The organism is Streptomyces sp. SP18CS02 (assembly GCF_036322365.1).
Lineage (GTDB): Bacteria > Actinomycetota > Actinomycetes > Streptomycetales > Streptomycetaceae > Streptomyces.
Genome location: NZ_JAQYXC010000280.1, coordinates 1 through 18,049 on the forward strand (window position 1 = coordinate 1; position 18,049 = coordinate 18,049).

An 18,049-nucleotide genomic window follows, 5' to 3' on the forward strand; every position below is an offset into this window, starting at 1 on the left:
CGCCCTCTACACCCTGTGGCGGCCGGGACCCGACGGCAAGCGGCCCGTCGCCCGCCTCGTCACCACCGTCCTCGTCGCCCCCCTCGGCTGGTTCGCCTGGTTCGGCTGGGTCGGCTACCGCGCCGGCAGCTGGGACGGCTATCTCAAGGTGCAGGAACGGTGGGGCACGTCCTTCGACGGCGGCCGGTACACCCTGGAGCGGATGGCCCAGGTCTTCACGCGGCCCACGGTCGTCCTGGACGCGGTGGTCATCGCCGCCACCGTCACCGTGGCCGTGGTCATGCTGCTGATCTGCGTCCTCCAGCGTCAGCCCGCCCCGCTGCTGATCTACGGGGTGATGATCCTGCTGATCACCATCGGCGGCGCCGGGTACTTCCACTCCAAGGCGCGGTTCCTGATCCCCGCCTTCATCCTGCTGATCCCGCTGGCCAAGCCGCTGGCCAGAGCGCGGCCCGTGGTGGTCTGCACCATCCTGGCGGGCGCCACGCTGATCTCCAGCGCGTACGGGACCTATCTGCTGACGGTCTCGACCCACTCCCCCTGACCTGACGGTCCGCCGACGAACGACGAGAGGCCCGGGCTCAGACGAGCCCGGGCCTCTTCGTGTCCGCCGTGCCGTGCGTCAGTCGCCCAGCAGCAACCGGTCGAACTGCGGGCTGATCACCGACCAGTCCCAGGTGGCGAGCGAGTGCTTGGCCGCCGTGGCCGTCGCCTCGGTCCACGCGTCCTCGGAGGCGGTCAGCGCGAGGATCCGGTCGGCGGCCTCGCGCGGCGTGGTGACCACCCAGTCGGCCGGGAACAGCGTCCGGGCGCCGTGGTCCTTGCCGGCGAAGAACGGCCAGTCCCGCACCACCGGCAGCGCACCGCTGACGGCGCCCTCGACCAGGCCGCAGTGGAAGCTCTCGCGCACCGAGCTGCTCAGTATCACGCCGACCCCCCTCAGCGCGCCCGGGACGTCCTCGGTGCGGCCGACCAGCTCGACGGCGTCGGACAGCTCCGCGAGGTCCCGCTGGAGCAGGTCGTCGTAGGCGCGGGCGGCGGCGCTGGCCTTGCGGTCCAGGCCGTTGCCGATGACGACGAGGCGGTAGCGCTCGTCGCGCTCGCGCAGCAGGCGCAACACGTCCAGGGCCCAGCGCGGGTCCTTGGCGACGGCGCTGACGCCGACGAGGCCCAGGGTGAAGCGGGCGTCGGCGCCGGTCTTGTCGCGCTGGAAGCGCTCCAGGTCCATGGCGTTGGCGATGACGTGCAGGCCGGGCCCGTCCGGACCGGCCAGGCCCGGCAGGGTCTCCACGACCAGGTCGCGCAGGTGGTCGCCGACGAAGACCATGTCGTCGACGCGGGAGAGGTCGACGAGGTGCGGCCAGAAGGTGAAGGCCTCGTAGCTGTGCAGCCGGACCACGATCCGGGTGCTGCCCGGGTCGACCAGCGTGAAGAGCGCGGCGGCGTTGGTGCACCAGTCGACGAAGACGGTGTCCGCCCAGTCCAGGTGCGGCCGCAGGGCCTGCTCGACCTGGTCGCCGAAGGCCTTCTGGCCGCCCAGCGCGTACTCCATCATCCGCTGTCCGCCCTTGGCGAGCGGCCGCAGCGTCTCGTCCTCCTTGAGGTCGAGGAAGCGGATCTCCACGCCCGGGTGGCCGTCGTAGCGGTCCCGGATGGGCTGGAGGAAGTTGGCGTTGGAGTAGGTGGTGACGAGCAGCCGCAGCGGGCGTCCGGTGGGCGCCGGCGCGGCGGGCGCGGTGCGGCCGCGGGGAGCGCTCAGGGCGGTGAAGGCGGCCGAGGCGCGGAACGGCGCGAGGTAGGCGGCCGGGTCGTCGGCGAGCGGCGAGGTGAGCCCGTCGAAGTGGATGGCCCGGTGGAAGGCCAGGGTGAGCGCGGAGGAGAGGGAGGCCGCGGCGTTCTTCGCGTCGCCCTTCTTGTAGCGCTGGTCGGCCAGGGCGAGGGCGGCCTGGTACGCGGTGGACCGCAGGGCCGTGTCGTCGTGCCCGCGCGCCAGGTCCGCGCGGGCGGCCTCGGCGAGCAGGTCGGCGCGCAGCGCGCGGTTGGCGGTGTGCTGGGCGGCCGCGTTGAGCACCATGGTGGCGCCCGCCTTGCGGCCGCCCTTCGCCATGCTGGTGCTGACCCGGCGGGCGAGCTTGGCGCGCAGCCGGTCGGGCACCTTGGGCGCGACGACCGCGCTGCGCCAGGCCTTGGCACCGAGCGCGGTGCGCATGACGGCCGGCGAGGAGGCGCGGCGCAGTGCGGCGCCCGCGCCGCGGCGTGCGGCCCGCTTGGTGGAGCGGGCGGCGACCACCGGGGAGGGGACGCTGCGGGCGGCGTCGCGCAGCGCGTAGTGCACGGGGCGCTCACGGCGGGCTTCGAGGGCCTTGAGGGCCGGGGCGATGCCGAAGACGGCGTCGGCGCGCCGGTTGCGCTGGGCCAGGCGCCACACCGCGTACACGGCGGGGGCGTCCAGGGCGACCAGGACCTGGGCCCGGCGCCCGTACCGGCGGACCTGGCGGTCCTGCTCGACGCAGGCCCAGATGCGGCGGGGTCCGGCGAGCTTGGCGACCCTCTTCTCGAACTGGGGGCCGCGCTCGGCGGCCGCCTCGGTCAGCGAGCGGAGCCCGCCGAGGCCGAGGCCCGGTTCGATGTCCGCGCCGGCGAAGAGACCCACCAGTTCGACGGTGGCGCCCGCGGCCCGGAACTTCTCCAGGGATGCCTTGAGGACCGCGGGCTGCGGCAGGGCGCCCGCGATCAGGAGTACATGGGTCATGCCGAGAGGTCCTCCACCTCGTGCGTGCTCGAGGACGGAGACGACACTCCGGGCTCCCCCAGTTGCGTGGCACCCGGGTCGACCCGGGCGATCAGGCGGCGTACGGCCGGTCCCATCTGGGTGGCGCGTGCGTACTGCGCGGCGTGCTTGCGGGCCGCGGCGCGGTCCTCGTCGGTCGCCTCGACGGCGATCCGGGCGGCGTCGATGTAGGCGCCGGCGAGCGCCTCCTCGTCGAAGCCGAAGGCGCCGGTCCACAGCGGGTGGCCGGTCATGACGGTGGTCGCGTCGTGCTCCACGGCGTGCGCGGACATCACGGGCAGGCCGGTCGCCGCGTACTCGTACACCTTGCCGGACGTCATGTACTTACCGCCCATGATCATCAGCAGCAGGACGTCCCAGCTCGCGAAGATGTCGGGGACCTCGGCCTTGGGGGCGGGTCCGCCGAAGGAGACCGCCTGCCCCTGCGCGTGGGCCTGGCGGATCATCTCCATGTGCGCGTTGGCCTCACGGGCCGCGCCGGAGCCGATCTGGCCCCGGATCTCCATGCGCGAGCGGGCCACCAGCGGGTCGCGTTCGCGGGCGATGCGCCATCCGTCGAGGACGGCCTTGAGGATGCGGGGCGGCGAGGTGACCACGCCCAGGTGGCCGAAGGTCAGGCCGGCCTCGGGGTCCGGGGTGCGGGTCGTCGCCGGGACGCTGTCCTCGTCGTAGCCGTTGCGCACCACGTGGAAGCGGTCGGCGAGGTCGGGGTGGCGCTCGCGGTACCAGTCGGCGATCGGGTCGTTGACCAGCCACAGCGACAGTGCCTGGCTCAGCACCTTGCGCTCCCACCGGCCGGAGAAGGAGTCGGGGGCGAACGCCTCACCGGCGCCGATCACGTCGACGGACCAGCCGTCGCGGAAGTCGATGGCGTAGGGGACTCGCTGGGTCTCCCACAGGTGCAGGGCGGCGGCCATGTTCACGTACGGCACGCAGGTCGCCAGCACCAGGTCGGCGGGCCGGTCGCGGTGGATGCGGGTGACGGCCCGCTCCAGGTCGGCCTTCCATCCGCCGTAGATCGGCTCGGGGAAGTCCTTCATCCCCTTCTTGCGGTACGCGGCGGCCCACTGGACCGGCCGCAGCGCGCGGTCCTCGGAGAAGAGCCGGATGTCGGTCTCCAGGTCCTCGCGCACGAGCGGCAGCTTCACGATGCGCACCCGCGGGTCGACCCGCTCGGAGAGGGTGTGGTCGAGGCCGAAGTCCCGCTCCCAGGACTCGTCGGCGATGGTCACCACCGTGACGTCCCAGCCCTGTGCGATGAACTGGTTGGCGGTTTCCCGCATCCGGTAGGCGCAACTTTTCGCGGCGGGCGGGAACCCGATCGCCAGGTAGATCACATGCTTGGGAGCAGGGATGGTAGACACCCGAAAACGCTAGCATGGCAGGATTGCGCGCCGGCCACGGCCGCGGGGCCCCGTCAAGGCCCCCTCATGGCCGGTCGGCCGCCCCCCACCGCCGCCATCGGGCGGGACAGTTCCCCGGGAGTGTCTTGATGCCGCAGTCCGCTCAACCGTCCCGGCTGGTCATCCTGGCCGGTCCCGACACAGCCGTCGATTCCCGCACGGGACGGACGGCGGTCGCCGCAGCACGGGACGGCTGGGACGTCACGATCCTCGCACCGGGCACGGGCACGGAGGTGGAACGGTCCGCCTTCGGGCCTGTCCAGGTCGTCCGGGTCCCCGTCGGCACCGCCCTGCGGGACCGCGCCGCGCAGCGCGCCAAGGGCCACCGGCTCCGCCGCATGATCACCCAGTACGGGCTGACCGCGTCGGGCGAGCTCGGCCGTCTCCAGGCCGGGCACGGAGCCTGGGTCCGCCAGTCCACCGCCCGGGCCGGCTCGCTGGGGGCGCCCGCCCGGCAGGGGGCCAAGGCGTGGATACGGATGCGGCGCGAGGTGCACCGGATGCGGGTGCGCGTGTACCGCTGGGAGGGCCGTCAGGATCTGAGGGCGGACGCGCCCACCGGTGACTGGCGTGTCGACTGGCCCGTCCTGCTCGACGAGGACCTGGCGGTGGGCGGCGAGCTGGAGAAGCTGGAGCCGCGGATCGTCCATGTCCACGACGTGTCGCTGCTGGCCACGGCCGCGCTCAGCGCGGCCCGGCTGCGGGCGCGGGGCGTGCGCACCCGGTGGCTGTACGACATCTCCTCCGCCACGGAGGAGGCCGACCTCTCGCCGGAGCGGCGCGCCAGCGCCTACCGCTCGCTGGAACGGGAGTTCGCGGGCGGCGCCGACGCGCTGACGGCGGCGACCGAACGGCTCGCCCAGCAGGTGCCCGGCAGCCCCCTGGTCGTGCGCGAGGCGCTGCCCGCTCCCGCCGCGACGGACGGCAAGCCGCTGCCCGCCGTGCGCAACCTGTGCGGGCTGCACGGCGCCGGACCGCTGTGGGTGTACGCGGGCGCTCTCGACGGACACCACCTGGAGACCGTCTTCGCGGCGCTGGCGCAGCTGCCCGAGCACCACCTCGCGCTGGTGTCGGCGGCGGAGGTGCCCGAGGCGGTGCTGGCGCTCGCCGACAAGCGGGACGTACGGGACCGGGTGCACACCCCGGCCTCGCCGCCGCCCGGCCTCACGGCCTCCTTTCTGGCGTCGGCCGACGCGGCTGTCGCGTCGTGCGCCTGCGCGGCGGGCGACGAGCCGGCCCGCGACCTGCTGGGCTCCCTGTACACGCAGGCCGGGCTGCCGGTCGTCGACGCGTGCGGGGCGGGCCCCACCGACCTCGCCAAGGCGCTCTCCGCCGCCGTCGACCCGGAGCGCCGGACCGGTGAGGACACCCGGCGGACCGCCACCTGGGAGCACCGGGTGCGGCCCCTGCTGGATCTCTACCGGGAGCTGGCCGGCGGCCCGGCCCTCTCCCCGCGCCCCGAGCTGGGCTGGGACGGCGAGCCCGTCCCCGTACCGAAGGCGGACGCCAGGCCCGCGCGTCCGCTGCCGACCTGGACGCCGCTGACCCGGCAGACGCCGGTCCGGCTGGGTCTGGGCCCGGCGAACTACGCGGGGCAGCTCGCCTCGTTCGCCCACGCCGTGTGCCGTACGAGGCCCGACGTGTCCGCGCAGGTGTTCATGGCCACCGCGCCCGGCACCTTCAACTACCCGGCGGACATCTACCTCGACAGCTCCAAGCTGGGCCGGCTCACCGTCATGCTGGAGCAGGCCGAGCGGGTCTTCCGCAATTACACGCACGTGCTGGCCGACGCCTTCCTGCCGGTCCTGGGCCGGCTCAACGGCAGCCACCTGGAGGACGACCTGCCGGCGCTGCTGCGCACCAGCATCAAGGTGGCGCTGCTGGCCCACGGCAGCGAGATCCGCCATCCGCTGCACCACATGGACCGGGTGGCGCACTCCCTCTTCCACGACGCGCCCGAGGGCATGGTCGACCGCCTGACGAAGGTCGCCGAGCGCAACCGCGCCACGGCCGAGCGGTTCGGTCTGCCGTCGTTCGTCACCACCCCGGACCTGCTGGACGACCTGCCGTCGGCGAGGTGGGCGCCGCTGGTGGTGGACGTGGACGCGTTCGCCTGCGACCGGCCGGTGATGGAGCGGGAGCGGCCGGTGGTGCTGCACGCCCCCTCGAAGCGCTGGACCAAGGGCACGGACCGGGCTCTGCCGGTGCTGACGGAGCTGCACGACCGGGGCGTCATCGAGTTCCGGCTGGCCGAGCAGGTCGACTGGACGGAGATGCGGGAGCTGGTGAAGGACGCGGACATCGTCGTCGACCAGTTCGCGATCGGCAGCTACGGCACCTTCGCGTGCGAGGGCATGGCGGCGGGCAAGCCGGTCGTCGCGTACCTCACGGAGACGGTCGCCGAGGCGCTGGGCGAGGACAATCCGGTGGTCAACGCCACTCCCGACAGCCTGCGGACCGCCCTGGAGTCGCTGCTCGACGACCGGCACGCGACGGCGCTGCTGGGCGAGCGTTCGGCCCGCTTCGCCCGGAAGTACCACGACGGGACGCGGACGGCCGCGGTCCTCGCCGACTTCCTGAGCTGACCGGCCGGCCGCTCTTCCCGGCGGACACGGCAGAGGCGGTGCCCCCGGCCGGGGGCACCGCCTCTGCCGTACGGATCCGTCGGATCAGCCGCCGATGACGACGCGGCGCACGCCCTGCCAGGCGGCCGGGTCGGTGGTGCGGCGGCCGTCGACCAGCACGGTGACGTCCGGCAGGTCGGCCGGGGTCAGCTCGCGGTACTCGGCGTGGTCGGCCTGGAGGATCGCGGCCGTGACCTTCTCGCCCTGGTGGGGGGTGAGGCCGTGCGCGGCGAGCTCCTCGGAGGTGTACATCGGGTCGGAGACGAACGGCACCGCGCCGCGCGCCTTCAGCGCCTCGACGGTCGGGAAGACGCCGGAGAAGGCGGTCTCCTTGACGCCACCGCGGTAGGCGGCACCGAGCACCAGCACGTTGACGCCGGTCAGGTCGCCGTAGGCGGCGGCCAGCAGGTCGACGGCGTACTCGGGCATCGCGGCGTTGGCCTCGCGGGCCGAGCGCACGACGGTCGCCTCCGGGTCGTTCCACAGGTACATCCGCGGGTAGATCGGGATGCAGTGGCCGCCGACGGCGATACCCGGCTGGTGGATGTGGCTGTAGGGCTGCGAGTTGCAGGCCTCGATGACCTTCTTGACGTCGATGTCGTTCTGGTCGGCGAACCGGGCGAACTGGTTGGCCAGGCCGATGTTGACGTCGCGGTAGGTCGTCTCGGCGAGCTTGGCGAGCTCCGAGGCCTCGGCGGTGCCCAGGTCCCAGACGCCGTTGGGGCGCGGCAGGTCCTCGCGGACGTCGAAGTCCAGCACCGCCTCGTAGAACTCGACGCCGTGCTTGGCGGACGCCTCGTCGATGCCGCCGACGAGCTTGGGGTAGCGGCGAAGGTCGGCGAAGACACGGCCGGTGAGCACCCGCTCCGGGGAGAAGACCAGGTGGAAGTCCTCGCCCGGCGTCAGGCCGGAGCCCTCCTGGAGCATCGGCGCCCAGCGGGTGCGGGTGGTGCCGACCGGCAGGGTCGTCTCGTAGGAGACGAGGGTGCCGGGCTTGAGACCCTTGGCGATGGCCTTGGTGGCGGAGTCCATCCAGCCGAAGTCGGGCGTGCCCTCGGCGTCCACGAACAGCGGGACGACGACCACGACGGCGTCGGACTGGGCGACGGCGGCGGTGGTGTCGGTCGTCGCGGTCAGCAGCCCGGCGTCGACGGTCTGCTTGAGCTTGACGTCGAGGTCGTGCTCGCCGGGGAAGGGCTCGGTACCGGCGTTGACCAGCTCGACGACCTTCTCGTTGACGTCGGCGCCGATGACCTTGTGGCCCTTGGCGGCGAACTGCACCGCGAGCGGCAGGCCGATCTTTCCGAGCGCGACTACACAGATATTCATCGGGTCAGTTTCCTCTTCACACGGGACATCATTTGGCGCAGTCGCTTGCCCACGCCGTGCGACGGCTCCCAGAGCGGAGCCGTGGTGATCACCAACCGCCCCTTGGGGTTCGCGTTGGCGGAGATCCGGTACGGGATCCTCTCCCGCCACCGCCGGGCCAGGGGCAGCGGCAGGCCGCGGGTCGGCACCGGGATCTCGTACGTCGAGCCTGCCACGTCCAGGTAGACGCGGACGCCGAGCTTGGCCCTGCTCGGCTGCACGGGGACGCGGGCGCGCAGCACCGTGGCGGTGCCGTCGGCCGTCTCCTCGCGGGTCAGCTCCCCCGCCGGGGCGGGGAGTTCGGTTCCCACCGGCAGCCGGCGGGCGCCCGGCTTGTCGGCGCTCTTGGGCATCGCCTTGCCGGCCAGCCGCAGCACGGCCGAGCCGGTGTCGCCGGTGACCGGCACCCGGACCGCGAGGGAGACGGCCATCCGCTCGCCGTCCTGCTCCCAGTCGGCCGCGACCAGGGCGGTACCGCCGGCCAGCTGCCGGGGCACGGACTCGCCGATGATCTCGAAGAGCCGGTCCGGCAGGTCCAGCCCGCCGTCCCGGAAGCCCGGGTAGCGGACGAAGGCCCGGCCGTCCTCGAGCAGGAGCGGCGGCGCGCCGTGCTCCGTCTCGTCGGCGATGGCCCTGACCAGCTCGTCCACGGCACCGCGCTGCGCGAGCCCGATGCGTACCCGGCGCTTCACGTCCAGCGCGTCACGGATGGGCTCCGTGAAGTACTCGTCGGCGAGCCGGGCGATGCCCGCGCACACCTCGCGCCGGGTCTCTCCGTCCAGGGAGGGGAAGTCCTCCTGGATGAGCTTGGCGAGCTCCCAGGTGAAGTGCCGCTGGAAGACGGCGTCACGCCGCGGCCCGGCCTCGATGAGGCCGGCCGCGTGCTTCATGATCTCGCTGACGCAGTGCAGTCGCGCGAGGTGGTTCGCCCGGTAGGTGATGTTGGAGGCGTCTCCGCGCTTCACCGCGTAGTAGCAGGTGTAGTCGGCGACGACCGAGATCTTCCGGGCCCGGACGCACGCCTCGATCGTGAACGGCTGGTCGGAACCGACCGGCATGTCCTCGGGGAAGCGCAGCTTGTGCTGCTCGACCAGGTCGCGCCGGAACAGCTTGGTGTTGGCCAGCGTGAAGGGCAGCGCCGAGTCGTACAGGCTGACGTCCGGATCGTTCTTCCTGTACAGCGCCTGGTGGACGTACCGGCCGTTGGTGCCGACCATCTTGCCGACCACGACGTCCGAGCCGTGCTCGTCGGCGCAGGTCACCATCCGCTCCAGCGCCTCCTCGCCGAGGTAGTCGTCGGAGCCTATGAAGTAGACGAACCGTCCGGAGGCGACGTCCAGGGCCCGGTTGCTGGGCGCGGCCGGGCCACCGGAGTTCTCCTGATGGATCACCTTGACGGTGTCCGGGTACTTCTCCGCGAAACGGTCGAGTTCGCGGCCGCTGTCGTCGGTCGAGCCGTCGTCCACGGCCACGATCTCCAGGCGGTCCAGCCCGATGCTCTGTCCCACGAGGGAGTTCAGGCACTCGGTGAGGTACGGCATGGTGTTGTAGACGGCGACGACGACGCTGACGTCAGGGGTTCCTGCCATCCCCCGCTCCCTGCATCAGTCGGGTGTAGACCTCATCGAGAACCTTGGCCTGGGCTTCCCAGGTCCATTCGTCCAGCCGTCCCTCGACCTCGTAGGCGGCGGTGTACCGCTTGGGGTCGGCGAGCACGGCCCGGACGGCACGTACGTAGTCGGCGACGTCCTCGGCCTTGAAGACCTCGCCCTGGCCGGTCTCCCGGGTCACCTCGGCCATCGTCTTCACATCGCTGACCACCAGCGGCAGCCGGGCGTGCGAGTACTCGAAGAACTTGGTGATCAGCGCGATCTCGTGGTTCGGCCAGTGGTGGATCGGGATGACCCCCACATCGGCGCCGCTGAGGAAGGGCACGACCTGCCAGTGCGGCACGTACGGCACGGCGTGCACCCGGTCGCGGACGCCGAGTTCCTCGGCGCGGGCCATCAGCTCCTGGATGTACGGGAGCTCGGGGCTGCTCGCCACGAACAGGGCGTGCGCCTCGGGCAGCTCGGTCAGTCCCTCGACCATGATGCCCAGGCCCCGCTGACGGGCCGCCAGGCCGCTGTAGACCAGCAGGGGGACGTCCGGGCCGATGCCGCACAGCGCGCGGACGTCGGGGACCGGCTCGTCCGTGAACCGCGAGGTGGCCTCGGCGTCGGGCGCGTTGAGCACCACGGCCGGCCGCTCGGGCAGGTTGTGCGACTTCTGCAGCAGATCGGCGAGGCCGCCGGAGACGGTCATCACCGCGTCGGCGTACTTGGCGTGCTCCCGCTCGTACGCCACCATCGCGGGCAGCTTGCGCTCGTTGGCCCAGGAGCGCACTCCGGGAAGGAACTCATGGGCGTCCCAGACGAGCTTCACCCGGCGGCCGGCGGCCCGGGCGCGCAGCGCGGCCCGCGAGCCGACGCCCAGCATCCGGAAGTCGTTGGCGTGGATGATGTCGGGCTTCAGCTCGTCGATGACCGGCCCGTAGGCCAGTTCGAAGTCCCAGACGCCCGGGTCGAGCCGTCGCCAGGCGCGGTCGCCCATGGTCTTGAGCCAGAAGGCGGTGGTCGCCTTGTCGAGGGGCGTGGAGCGGGTGCGCCGGATGTTGCGCAGCTTGCGGGTCTCGCGGTTGCGCAGCGCGACCCAGCGGGACGTCGCCCTGGCGGCGGCCCGGGGCACGGCCAGCCAGGCCCGGCCGGCGGCCGGTCCGAGCAGCGACCGGTCCTCCCCGGCCTTCAGCGCGGCCCCACGGACCCTCAGGTCCGCGCGCCACGCCTTCACCTGCTGCTGCCGGAACGCGGCGACGCGGTCCGACGAGTAGGCGAGCGGCCGGCGCAGCGGGGCACCGCGCAGGTCGCCGGGACGAGTCGACATCTTCGACTTCACCCGAACGAGCCTGACCTCGGCGTCGCCGAGCTTCCAGGTGTCCTGCTCTTCCCTGCCGGTCAGCTTGCCCAGCAGGATGACGTCCCAGCCGGCCGCGGCCGCCGAGCTCGCCTGCTTCTGTACCCGGGAGTCGCCGTGCACGCCGTTGTCGACGAGCATGACGATCCGGCCGCGCGGGCCCTTGCGGGCCCGCGCAACGACATCACTGTTATCGGGTGCCATTTTCCGTCCGGTCCTGGGCCGCGAACGTGACGGTGGTGCCACTGGAGGCCGACTCCAGAACCGCGGCGGCCACCTCCACCGTACGCAGACCCTGACGCAGTGTGCAGATGTCCCTCGACTCACCGAGGATCGCGTCGCGGAAGAGCTCGTGCTCGACGAGGAGCGGCTCGCGCTTCGGGATGGCGTAGCGGATCATGTCGCCTTCGGACACGCCGCGGAACGCCCGCAGCGCCTCCCACTCGGTCGCCACGGCGGCGTTGGAGTAGAAGGTGAGGTCGGCGGTGAGGGTGTCCGCGACAAAGCAGCCCTTCTCACCGGTGACCGAGGTGAATCGCTCCTTCAGCGGACTCAGCCAGTTGACGAGGTGGTTGACCATCGTGCCGTCGGAGAGCTGACCGACGGCGGAGACCATGTCCTCGTGCGGGCGGCCGGACTTCGACACCGTGTGGGCGGCGATCGAGGTGTACTGCTGCCCCGTCACCCAGCCCGTCAGGTCGATGTCGTGGGTCGCGAGGTCCTTGACCACGCCGACGTCGGCGATGCGGTGCGGGAAGGGGCCCTGGCGGCGGGTGACGACCTGGTAGACGTCGCCCAGCTCGCCGGCCTCCAGCCGGGTGCGCAGGGACCGCAGCGCGGGGTTGCAGCGCTCGATGTGGCCGACACCGGCCACCAGGCCGCGCGACTCGAAGGCCTCGACCAGCCGGCGGGCGCCCTCGACGGTGTCCGCGACCGGCTTCTCGATGAGCGCGCCGATCCCGGCCTCGGCCAGCTTCAGGCCGACTTCCTCGTGCAGCGCCGTCGGGCAGGCCACCACGGCGTAGTCGACTCCGAGGGTGATCAGCTCCTCGACGGTCGACAGCACGGGGGCACCCTGGGCCCAGCCGTTCTTGTCGCCCATCGGGTCGACGACACCGACGAGCTGGACGCCGTCCAGGCCGGCCAGTACGCGGGCGTGGTGGCGCCCCATCGAGCCGAGGCCGATCAGGCCGGCCCGCAGTCCAGCAGCAGTCACAGGTTCTCTCCCAGCGCGTTCACGGCGGCCACGATGCGCTCAAGGTCGTTCTGGGTCAGCGAGGGGTGGACCGGAAGCGAGACGACCTCGGCGGCGGCCTTCTCCGTCTCGGGCAGGTCCCAGGTGCGGCCCGCCTTCTGGTCCGGCTCCCAGTACGGCTTCAGCCGGTGGATAGGGGTCGGGTAGTACACGGCGTTGCCGACGCCCGCCTCGGTGAGCTTCGCCATCGCGGCGTCGCGGTCGCCCTGTACTCGGATCGTGTACTGGTGGTAGATGTGCCGCGCGCCTTCGGCGACCATCGGAGTGACCACGCCCGGCGCGCTGATGTTCGCCGAGAGGTACGCGGCGTTGGCGATGCGCTGCTCGGTCCAGCCGCCCAGCTTGCCCAGCTGCACCCGGCCGACGGCGGCGGAGACGTCCGTCATGCGCATGTTGGCGCCGACGATCTCGTTCGCGTACCGCTGCTCCATGCCCTGGTTGCGCAGGAGGCGCAGGGTACGGGCGGTCTCGGCGTCACCGGTGGAGATCATGCCGCCCTCGAGGGAGTGCATGTTCTTCGTCGGGTAGAAGCTGAACGTGCCGCCCGCGCCGAAGGCGCCGACCGGGGTGCCGTTCAGAGCCGCCGCGTGCGCCTGGCAGGCGTCCTCGACGACGGCGAGCTTGTGCTTGTCGGCGATGGCCATGATCTTGTCCATCGCGGCGGGGTGGCCGTACAGGTGGACCGGCATGATCGCGGCGGTACGCGGGGTGATGGCGGCCTCGACGGCGGCCGGGTCCAGGTTGAACGAGCCCGGCTCGATGTCCGCGAACACGACGTCGGCGCCGACCAGACGGACCGCGTTCGCCGAGGCGGCGAACGAGAAGGAGGGGACGATCACCTCGTCGCCGGGGCCGATGTTCAGCGCCATCAGCAGCAGGTGGAGCGCCGACGTGCCGGAGTTGACGGCCACGCAGTGGCGCCCCTCGACCAGCTCGGAGAAGCCCTCCTCGAAGGCGGCCACCTCGGGGCCCTGCACGACACGGCCGCTGCGCAGTACGCGTACGGCGGCTTCGATCTCTTCTTCACCGATGACCGGGCGGGCAGCGGGGATGGGCTGCTCGTTGATGCTCGGCATGGACGTCCTCCTATGAACACCGCAAGAGCTCTTTGTGGCAGAGGTCTGGGGTGCCGCGGACGTCTCTCGAGGCCGCGCGTACCCCTCCGGCGCGATGCCGACGCCCTACCGAGGAATGCTGGGACCGGTCTGTCCCGGAACCGGGTCGGTCACCGGCCGTGATGAACGGGCGGGGCCCGCCCACGGCAGCGACCGGGCGTCACATTATCAGGAATTTCCAAGGCAATTTCGGGCCCCGTTAACAGGGGGAGGCATCGATTCCGAAACGAAATCCCCGTTCCGCCCCGGGGCAATCCGGGGCGGAACGCGGAACGTTCGGACGATGCTCACGAAGTGTTCAGCCCTCCGTGACCGGGGTCACGGAGAGCTGCCCCGCTACTCGGCCGCGGCGGTCTTCTTCGCCGCCGTCTTCTTGGTGGTGGCGGCCTTCTTGGCCGTCGTCTTCTTCGCCACGGTCTTCTTCGCCGCCGTCTTCTTGGTGGCGGCCTTCTTCGCCGTGGCCTTCTTGGCGGTCTTGCGCGCCGTCTTCTTGGCCGGCGCGGCCTCCTCGGCCTCCTCGGCGGTGGCCTCGTCGGCGTCACCCTGCGGAGTGCCGCTCACCACGACGACCGCGGCCTCCTCGGCGCCCGAGGGCGGACCGGCGGGAGCGGTGGCCTTGCGGACCACCCGGCGACGGGCCCGGGGCGGGGCGGCCACGGGGGCCTCCTCGGCGACGGGCTGCGCCTCGGGCTGCTCCACGACGGCCGGCTCCTGGGGCTGCGGCTCGTCGGCCACGACCACGGCCGCGGCCTCGTCGGCCTGCTGCGGCGAACCGGCCGGGGCCGACGCCTTGCGGGTCGCCCGACGGCGGGTACGGCCCTGGGGGGCCGCCTCCTCCACGGGTGCCCGGACCACGGCGGTCTCCTCGGCGGTCTCCTCGGCGGGCGCCTCGGCCGCCGGGGTCACGGCGACCGGAGCCTCCTCGACGACCGGCTCGGACACCGGCTCCGCCACCGGCGCGGCGGACCGCTTCGGCGAACCGGCCGGTGCCGACACCTTGCGGGTCGCACGGCGACGCGAGCGGCCACGGCCGGCGGCCGCTTCGGCCTCCGCCGCGCTGGAGTACAGCTCCTCGTCCGCCGCCATGGTGTCCGGCAGCGGCTCGGCGAGCGACACCGGGGCGGCGAGCTCCGCCGCCACCTCCGCCTCGCTCTCGCCCTCCGCCTCGGCCGCCTGGGCCTCGACCTGCTCGTGCTCGTGCGTGTGGTCCGCGCCACCGCGGCCGCGCTTCTTGGAACGCTTGCCGTTGCCGCCGCCACCCGGGGTGGTCGGCTGCTCCATGTGGACGATGACACCACGGCCGTTGCAGTGGACACACGTCTCGGAGAAGGACTCCAGCAGGCCCTGGCCCACCCGCTTGCGGGTCATCTGGACCAGACCCAGCGACGTGACCTCCGCCACCTGGTGCTTCGTACGGTCCCGGCCCAGGCACTCCAGCAGTCGCCGCAGCACCAGGTCCCGGTTGGACTCCAGCACCATGTCGATGAAGTCGATGACGACGATGCCGCCCAGGTCGCGCAGGCGCAGCTGCCGGACGATCTCCTCGGCCGCCTCCAGGTTGTTCCTGGTGACGGTCTCCTCCAGGTTGCCGCCCTGGCCGGTGAACTTGCCGGTGTTGACGTCGACGACGATCATCGCCTCGGTCTTGTCGATCACCAGCGAGCCGCCGGACGGCAGCCAGACCTTGCGGTCCAGCGCCTTCATGAGCTGCTCGTCGATCCGGTACGTCGCGAAGACGTCGACCTCGGACGTCCAGCGCTGCAGCCGGTCCGCCAGATCGGGGGCGACGTGCGAGACGTATCCGTGGATGGTCTCCCACGCCTCGTCGCCGCTGACGATGACCTTCGAGAAGTCCTCGTTGAAGATGTCGCGGACGACCCGGACGGTCATGTCGGGCTCACCGTAGAGAAGGGTCGGGGCGTTGCCGCTCTTCGCCTTCTGCTGGATGTCCTCCCACTGCGCCTGGAGCCGCTCGACGTCACGGCGCAGCTCGTCCTCGCTCGCGCCCTCGGCGGCGGTGCGCACGATGACGCCCGCGTCCTCGGGGACGATCTTCTTGAGGATGGTCTTCAGACGCGCACGCTCGGTGTCGGGCAGCTTGCGGCTGATGCCGGTCATCGAGCCCTCGGGCACGTAGACCAGGTAGCGGCCGGGCAGCGAGACCTGGCTGGTCAGCCGGGCGCCCTTGTGGCCGATCGGGTCCTTCGTCACCTGGACGAGGACGGACTGGCCGGACTTGAGCGCGGTCTCGATGCGGCGCGGCCCGTTGGCCATGCCCAGCGCCTCGAAGTTGACCTCACCGGCGTACAGGACGGCGTTGCGGCCCTTGCCGATGTCGACGAAGGCGGCCTCCATGGAAGGCAGGACGTTCTGGACCTTGCCCAGGTAGACGTTGCCGACGTAGCTGGTGGCCTGCTCCTTGTTGACGTAGTGCTCGACGAGCACGTTGTCCTCGAGGACGCCGATCTGGGTGCGCTCGCCGTTCTGGCGGACGACCATGACCCGCTCGACGGCCTCACGGCGGGCCAGGAACTCGGCCTCGGTGATGATCGGCACACGGCGGCGGCCCTGCTCGCGGCCCTCGCGACGGCGCTGCTTCTTCGCCTCCAGACGGGTCGAGCCCTTGATGGACTGCACCTCGTCGGACGGCTCGGCCTTCTCGCGGGCCGGACGCGGCTCGCGGACCTTGACGATCGTGCGCTCCGGGTCGTCGGTGCCCCCGTCGGCGTCCCCGCCGAGGTCACCGCTGCGACGACGACGACGGCGACGGCGGCGCGAGCTGCTCGTGCCGGCGGCCGAGGGGGTGTCGCCCTCGTGCTCGTCCTCCGCGTCGTGCTCGTCCTCGGCCTCGTCCTCCGCCTGCTCGGCGTCCTCCTCGTCGGCCTCGGCCTCGTCCTGCTCGCCGGCCTCGTCGGCCTCCGCGGTCTCACCGCGACGGCGACGACGGCCACCGCGACGGCGGCGACGCGAGGGACGGTCCTCGAACTCGTCGCCCTCCTCGCCCGCGGCGATCTCCTCGGCCTCGGCCTCGGCCTCGGGCTCGGGCTCGGGCTCGGCCTCCTGGGCGGCCGGCGCGGCCTGCGGGGCGGGCTCGACGGCCTCGGCGGGCTCGCCGCGGCGGCGACGGCGGCGACGGCCGCCGGTCTCCGGCTTCTCGGCGCTCTCCACCGGTGCGGCGGCCTTGGCGGGCTCGGTGACCTCCTCGACCTCCTCGACCTCCTCGGCGGCCTCGTGCCGACGGCCGGCGGCCTCGGCGGCGGCCATCGCCGCGGCGGTCTCCGGCGTCTGGAACATGGGCTCGGTGAAGACCGGGGCCTGGAAGACCGCGACGGCGGGGCGTGCCGCGCGGCGGCCACGGGACTGCTCGGGCGCCCTGGCCGGCTCGGCGGTGAACTCGGGAGAGGCGGCCCGGCGACGGGCGCGGCCACGGGTGGCGGCCTTCTCGGCCGCGGCGACCTCGCCCCCCTGGGCGGTCATCTGGGCGACGGTGTCGGCGGGCAGGCTCTCACCCGTCTCCGCGACGGCCTCGGCGGTCTCCTCCACGGGAGCCTCGGCGGCCTTCGGCGCGCCGGCGGGAGCGGTCGCCTTACGGGTGGCGCGACGGCGCGGACGGGCCGCGGGCGCCTCCTCGACGGGGGCGGCTTCCTGGGCGGGCGCCTCGGCCTGGACGGCCGGAGCGGCGGCCTCGACCGGGGCGGTCTCCTCGGCAGGGGCCTCGGCGGCCTTGGGCGCACCGGCGGGAGCGGTCGCCTTGCGGGTGGCACGACGACGCGTACGACCGCGAGGGGCGGCCTCGGCCTCGTCGGCGGGCGCCTCGGCGGCGGGGGCTTCCACGGCGGGGGCCTCGGCCTCGACGGGGGCCTCGACCGGGGCGGTCTCCTCGGCAGGGGCCTCGGCGGCCTTCGGCGCACCGGCCGGAGCGGTCGCCTTACGGGTGGCGCGACGGCGCGGACGGGCCGCGGGCGCCTCCTCGACCGGCGCGGCCTCCTCGACCGGGGCCTCGACCGGCGCAGACTCCTCCACGGGAGCCTCTGCGGCCTTCGGCGCACCGACCGGAGCCGTCGCCTTGCGCGTGGCACGACGACGCGGACGGGCCGCGGGCGCCTCCTCGACCGGCGCGGCCTCCTCGACCGGGGCCTCGACCGGCGCGGACTCCTCCACGGGAGCCTCTGCGGCCTTCGGCGCACCGGCCGGAGCCGTCGCCTTGCGCGTGGCACGACGACGCGGACGCGCCACGGGCGCCTCCTCGACCGGCGCGGCCTCCACGGCGGCCTCGGTCTGCGGCACCGGGGTGGCGGACCCGGCGGATTCGGGGGTCTGGGGGGCGGCCGGCGGCCCGGCGGGGCGCGACGCCGCACGGCGCCGGCGGCGCGGGGGCAGCGTGTCGCTCGGAGAGTTGTTGTCGTCCTCGGTTCCGGCGGTGCCGGATTCGTTCGGCTCAAGCATGCGGGCGGTTCTCCCGTCACGCTCCCGGGCGCCGCGCCTGGTTCCGGTCCGGCCGCGGCATCGCACCATTCGCGAAGGCCGCCGTCCGGGGCGCG

Annotated in this window: 9 protein-coding genes and 1 pseudogene; 2 read left to right on the forward strand and 8 right to left on the reverse strand. The window is 73.0% G+C overall.

Annotated features, from left to right (window positions below; genetic code table 11):
* Positions 1 to 544 (forward strand): annotated as a pseudogene (locus PUR26_RS14240) (glycosyltransferase family 39 protein); the annotation flags it as partial.
* Positions 545 to 622: 78 nt separating this feature from the next.
* Here the strand turns inward: PUR26_RS14240 and PUR26_RS14245 are convergent.
* Both PUR26_RS14245 and PUR26_RS14250 read right to left on the reverse strand, forming a co-directional pair.
* On the reverse strand, positions 623 to 2,752 hold the full coding sequence (locus PUR26_RS14245; protein WP_329872685.1) for a glycosyltransferase: 2,130 nt from the start codon (positions 2,750 to 2,752) through the stop codon (positions 623 to 625).
* Complete coding sequence (locus PUR26_RS14250) at positions 2,749 to 4,074, reverse strand: glycosyltransferase (RefSeq protein ID WP_329872868.1); 1,326 nt, start codon at positions 4,072 to 4,074, stop codon at positions 2,749 to 2,751. The genes PUR26_RS14245 and PUR26_RS14250 overlap by 4 nt, the downstream gene beginning before the upstream one ends.
* 209 nt (positions 4,075 to 4,283) lie before the next feature.
* Between PUR26_RS14250 and PUR26_RS14255 the strand changes: the two genes are divergently transcribed.
* Complete coding sequence (locus tag PUR26_RS14255; RefSeq protein ID WP_329872687.1) at positions 4,284 to 6,779, forward strand: glycosyltransferase; 2,496 nt, start codon at positions 4,284 to 4,286, stop codon at positions 6,777 to 6,779.
* An 84-nt stretch (positions 6,780 to 6,863) separates the two neighbouring features.
* Here the strand turns inward: PUR26_RS14255 and PUR26_RS14260 are convergent, their stop codons facing one another.
* The 6 genes from PUR26_RS14260 to PUR26_RS14285 form a co-directional block, all read right to left on the reverse strand.
* Complete coding sequence (locus tag PUR26_RS14260; RefSeq protein WP_329872689.1) at positions 6,864 to 8,147, reverse strand: nucleotide sugar dehydrogenase; 1,284 nt, start codon at positions 8,145 to 8,147, stop codon at positions 6,864 to 6,866.
* On the reverse strand, positions 8,144 to 9,775 hold the full coding sequence (locus tag PUR26_RS14265) for a glycosyltransferase family 2 protein (RefSeq protein ID WP_329872691.1): 1,632 nt from the start codon (positions 9,773 to 9,775) through the stop codon (positions 8,144 to 8,146). The genes PUR26_RS14260 and PUR26_RS14265 overlap by 4 nt, the downstream gene beginning before the upstream one ends.
* A complete protein-coding gene (locus PUR26_RS14270; RefSeq protein WP_329872692.1) occupies positions 9,759 to 11,342 on the reverse strand; it encodes a glycosyltransferase family 4 protein in 1,584 nt (527 codons plus the stop codon). Before PUR26_RS14270 ends, PUR26_RS14265 begins: the two co-directional genes overlap by 17 nt.
* Positions 11,329 to 12,354: a Gfo/Idh/MocA family protein gene (locus PUR26_RS14275; RefSeq protein WP_329872693.1), complete on the reverse strand. Its 1,026-nt coding sequence runs from the start codon at positions 12,352 to 12,354 to the stop codon at positions 11,329 to 11,331. Before PUR26_RS14275 ends, PUR26_RS14270 begins: the two co-directional genes overlap by 14 nt.
* Positions 12,351 to 13,469: a DegT/DnrJ/EryC1/StrS family aminotransferase gene (locus tag PUR26_RS14280; RefSeq protein WP_329872695.1), complete on the reverse strand. Its 1,119-nt coding sequence runs from the start codon at positions 13,467 to 13,469 to the stop codon at positions 12,351 to 12,353. The genes PUR26_RS14275 and PUR26_RS14280 overlap by 4 nt, the downstream gene beginning before the upstream one ends.
* Positions 13,470 to 13,844: 375 nt before the next feature.
* Positions 13,845 to 17,954, reverse strand: a complete 4,110-nt coding sequence (locus tag PUR26_RS14285) for an Rne/Rng family ribonuclease (protein ID WP_329872696.1) — start codon at positions 17,952 to 17,954, stop codon at positions 13,845 to 13,847.
* Positions 17,955 to 18,049 lie beyond the last annotated feature (95 nt).

Bases quoted from the DNA above. Each gene is read 5' to 3' on its own strand.
- PUR26_RS14285 (WP_329872696.1), bottom strand. From the start codon at position 17,954: ATGCTTGAGCCGAACGAATCCGGCACCGCCGGAACCGAGGACGACAAC.
- PUR26_RS14260 (WP_329872689.1), bottom strand. From the start codon at position 8,147: ATGAATATCTGTGTAGTCGCGCTCGGAAAGATCGGCCTGCCGCTCGCG.
- PUR26_RS14250 (WP_329872868.1), bottom strand. From the start codon at position 4,074: ATGCGGGAAACCGCCAACCAGTTCATCGCACAGGGCTGGGACGTCACG.
- PUR26_RS14265 (WP_329872691.1), bottom strand. From the start codon at position 9,775: ATGGCAGGAACCCCTGACGTCAGCGTCGTCGTCGCCGTCTACAACACC.
- PUR26_RS14245 (WP_329872685.1), bottom strand. From the start codon at position 2,752: ATGACCCATGTACTCCTGATCGCGGGCGCCCTGCCGCAGCCCGCGGTC.
- PUR26_RS14255 (WP_329872687.1), top strand. From the start codon at position 4,284: ATGCCGCAGTCCGCTCAACCGTCCCGGCTGGTCATCCTGGCCGGTCCC.
- PUR26_RS14280 (WP_329872695.1), bottom strand. From the start codon at position 13,469: ATGCCGAGCATCAACGAGCAGCCCATCCCCGCTGCCCGCCCGGTCATC.
- PUR26_RS14270 (WP_329872692.1), bottom strand. From the start codon at position 11,342: ATGGCACCCGATAACAGTGATGTCGTTGCGCGGGCCCGCAAGGGCCCG.